General features: G+C 33.2%; 6 protein-coding genes and 1 pseudogene. 1 reads left to right on the forward strand and 6 read right to left on the reverse strand.

All coding sequences use genetic code 11. From position 1 onward, the window contains the following. On the forward strand, positions 1–302 hold a 302-nt coding region (locus ACTHOQ_RS15215), incomplete at its 5' end, for a hypothetical protein (RefSeq protein ID WP_440497000.1). Between the two features lie 113 nt (positions 303–415). Here ACTHOQ_RS15215 and ACTHOQ_RS15220 read toward each other — a convergent pair. The 6 genes and pseudogenes from ACTHOQ_RS15220 to ACTHOQ_RS15245 all read right to left on the reverse strand — a co-directional run. Continuing rightward, positions 416–619: a tyrosine-type recombinase/integrase gene (locus ACTHOQ_RS15220; RefSeq protein ID WP_440497001.1), complete on the reverse strand. Its 204-nt coding sequence runs from the start codon at positions 617–619 to the stop codon at positions 416–418. A gap of 196 nt (positions 620–815) precedes the next feature. Continuing rightward, a complete protein-coding gene (locus ACTHOQ_RS15225; RefSeq protein ID WP_440497002.1) occupies positions 816–989 on the reverse strand; it encodes a tyrosine-type recombinase/integrase in 174 nt (57 codons plus the stop codon). A 38-nt stretch (positions 990–1,027) separates the two neighbouring features. Continuing rightward, on the reverse strand, positions 1,028–1,204 hold the full coding sequence (locus ACTHOQ_RS15230) for a hypothetical protein (protein WP_440497003.1): 177 nt from the start codon (positions 1,202–1,204) through the stop codon (positions 1,028–1,030). A 26-nt stretch (positions 1,205–1,230) separates the two neighbouring features. Next, positions 1,231–1,548 carry an Arm DNA-binding domain-containing protein gene (locus ACTHOQ_RS15235; RefSeq protein WP_440497005.1) on the reverse strand — a complete coding sequence of 106 codons (318 nt, stop codon included), beginning with the start codon at positions 1,546–1,548 and terminating at the stop codon, positions 1,231–1,233. 309 nt (positions 1,549–1,857) lie between these two features. Then, positions 1,858–2,298 carry a DUF3997 domain-containing protein gene (locus tag ACTHOQ_RS15240; RefSeq protein WP_440497004.1) on the reverse strand — a complete coding sequence of 147 codons (441 nt, stop codon included), beginning with the start codon at positions 2,296–2,298 and terminating at the stop codon, positions 1,858–1,860. A gap of 201 nt (positions 2,299–2,499) precedes the next feature. Beyond that, positions 2,500–2,714: pseudogene (locus ACTHOQ_RS15245) on the reverse strand (insertion element protein); the annotation flags it as partial. Positions 2,715–3,563: the final 849 nt, after the last annotated feature.

Raw genomic sequence — 3,563 nt, forward strand, 5'->3', positions numbered from 1 at the left:
ATGGTGAAGGAAAACCGGAATGTGGGGAAGATCCGGACTGCCCAAATGCGGTAGAGAATCCAGAATGCGAAGGTAATGAAGAAGAAAATCCACACTGCCCAAATGCGGTAGAGAATCCAGATTGCGAAGGTAATGAAGAAGAAAATCCACACTGCCCGGATGGTGAAGGAAATCCGGAATGTGGGGAAAGGGTATTATTAAATGCCGCAAATAGCAGTATAAAACAAACGGCTCCACTAAAAAGTAAAGTGAGAAAAGAAAAAAGAATTGCTAGAGGAATCAAATTAGTAAAACTCTTATAATTAAAGAAACTTTGAAATCACTTTACGCCAGGAATGATGTAATATCCCGTTCAAACCGTTGATAAACATAGGTTTGTATGTTAGGTGAAAGTGATTTGCTAACATTACAGTAATTAATCGAAGCTTCTCATGAGTTGTGCAAACTTATGGGAGGCTTCTTTTTTCATTTCTTTTGTAATATGCAAATAAATATTTTCCGTCGTATGATCATCGATATGACCAAGCTGGTCCATGATCTGTTCGAGCGATACCCCCGCTTCTGCTAAGAGCGACGTATGCGTATGACGGAGGGAATGTGGTGTGAAATTTGTACTCAACTGACAGAGCGCTTAATAAGCGTGCCATACGAAGTTGTACTACTTTTATTACAATCGGATAGCCTGGGTACTTATTTGTATTCGTAAAGACAAATTGATCATCTTTATAAGAGGTATCAAATTGTTGTATAAGTTGTTCTTGTTGGGCTTTATGTTTTAGTAATGCATCTACAACAAGTTGATCGATAACAATCGTTCATCTAGGCGATTTTGTTTTAGGTACAATCAGCTGGTAGTTTTTCGTATTATTATTCGGATTGTAATACGTTTTATGGATTTTGATCATATGCGCCTTAAAATCAATGTCTTGCCATGTTAATGAGACGGGTTCACCTCTTCGAATACCAGTGTAAGCTAGCACTAAAAACATAGTGAAATCGAAGGTTAAGCCTTCTGTGCGAGCTGTTTTTAAAATAAGGATAGTTCTTCCTTTTCCATATACTTTGGAATCTCATTTTCTTCAAAATCATTAAGTGATTTTTTATCTTTCTTTAAATAAGTGAACTCTGTAGGGTCTTTTTTGATTAGCTCAAGTTCTAGCGCTTTGCGGAAAATCATTTTGTCTGTACGATTGATTCCTTTCATCGTGCTATGGGAATATCCTAATGCTTTTAATTATTCAGCGCATCTTGATAAATTTTTCGCTGGATTTCTTTTAGCTTAAGTTCAGCGAAATATGGCATTAGCTTGTTTAATTCATATAAGCGAATACGTATCGTACCCGGCTTAACTTCGTAGGCTTCTTTGTATATCGTGAGCCATTCTATTGAAAACAGTGCAAACGTTTGATCAGATTTTTCAATATAGATATCGTTAAAAAGTTCATATATCAACTTATTAGATGCCTCTATTGCAGCTTCTTTAGAACTGAATCCACTCTTTGTTTTCTGTTTTCTCTTCCCAGTTAGAGGGTATTTACCGATATTGATTGTGAAAGACCATGTGGTATTGCAAGTACAGCGTTGGTAACCTTTGCTTCATAAGTAGCCTTATGTTCAAATTCGAACCAATATTCATAAAATAATTCACCTGTCTCCGCACCAATTAAACATCCCAAATTTTTTCAATAACCTTTATTTCGTTTTGTACTTTCGCTTGCTTAACTTCAACATTATTCATTGTATCGAAAGCTGGGATTCAGCAGTGAATTGGTAATATAAATGGTAAATAAAAACGCTCAATAATTTGAGCGTTTTTTTGATGTAATATTTTATTGAGTTAATTGAACCAAACACCAGTTATCTAGAAAAATTTTCAATTTTCTTTAGTTTTACACTCTCTAAAATACCAAGCTCATTTTTCTTTTCTACAAAATTATCTTCATCAAGAGGTCCAAATACCTTTCCGCTTTTAAACTCTAATATCCAAAAATGTTCATCTTCTTTATTTGGAATTTGATAGCCGTTACTACTATTTGGATCGTTCATCAAACCAAGTTGTTTTACAAGAATATAGTTGTCATCCCAATTTACCTCAGTGACTTCTGATGGAATAACTTCTGGACCCCATTGGTTATCACTAATTTTAGGTGATATAAAAATTTGGTGAGCAGATGTTCGCACAACAGAGTAATCTCCTGGAAGGTCAATATCATAATCTGCTAAACCAGCACAACCTGTTAATACAAGCAAGGAAAAGAGTGCAACTATTGAATAGTAAAAGATATGTTTTTTAAACAATTAACCACCCCATACAATTATATTTGTTTGCTAAATCCATCAAATTAAAGGACTTCAACAAACAAGCATTAATCACTTTTTGACTTTACGCTTCTTCAACTTTCCTACATAATTAACTTAAGAATATTATTCCTGACCTTTAAATTTATTTTAACATATATGACCTATTCCCCTTGAAAAAGTTCGCTTAACAGAAGCGAACTACCTTAAATAAATGATATTTTTTAAATCGAACTTTTATCGGTAAATCCCAATCGTTGGGCAGGTGTTTTCATTGTTCCGTTAGACTTAAAGGCAAAACAAAAGTTATAATACGTTCGCAGGATGGTGATTGCCAATTGCGCATACTTAGGATTCTACTTGGAATAAATATAACTTTTCCCATCTCCGCGAGCAGTAGTTAAAGGTCTTTCTATCCAATTCGTACCTTGTTTAGCACTAGTTTTAAAAACACCGCATAAATTTTTGCGGTCTTTCCAAATTGAATGCGAATTGGCGTCCCAAATTTGTTGCTATTTAATGTTTTCTCTCCATCAACCGAACCCGTTACTAACACAGGCGTCATTTTATTTTAGAAAAATAACTTTACGCATACATACTGCGGAAATGATAATTTTTATTAGCGATACTTAAAAATATGACCCGTTTGTTGAATAGAGTCCCTAACATTTTTAAACAACTTTATTATCTGTATACAGTTGCAGAAGAACAGAGTTGTTATTTTGATTGCTCATTCTTTTTTTAACTACCGTACCCAACATTTTATACATGTATAAAATATTGGGTACATACAGTATCAACTATTCAACCTAACTAACCTAAATATAACATTGGTTTACTGAAGCTTGGTCAAAACCAATGAATTCTTATGATATTAGTAAAACAATATTTAGATGGTGGGATGTAGTATATCTCCTCATGCCAAAAAGTTAGAAATGAGGTATTTAGAAAATAATAATTTATTTTCTGTTCCTTTTTTTTATAATATGAATTCTTGTCAGTGGGAGATTGATAATTTAATATTAAATCAAAATTCTTTGTATTTTTTCTGTTTAAATGATTCTAACTATTTTTTAGACCCTTTAAATCAAAATATACATACAGCTAAAAATTCCATGATATATTCTGTTCACAATCAACATATAAATGGAACAGAAATCTATTCGGATTTAATATTTTCTGTCCAGTTGTAACCGTCAAGTAGTTTTGGACACTTTCTGCCCATTAAATTTGAACACTTTTCTCTTAAAATAATGTCTGTCGAT

Source organism: Solibacillus silvestris, assembly GCF_051967575.1.
Classification (GTDB): Bacteria; Bacillota; Bacilli; order Bacillales_A; family Planococcaceae; genus Solibacillus; species Solibacillus silvestris_B.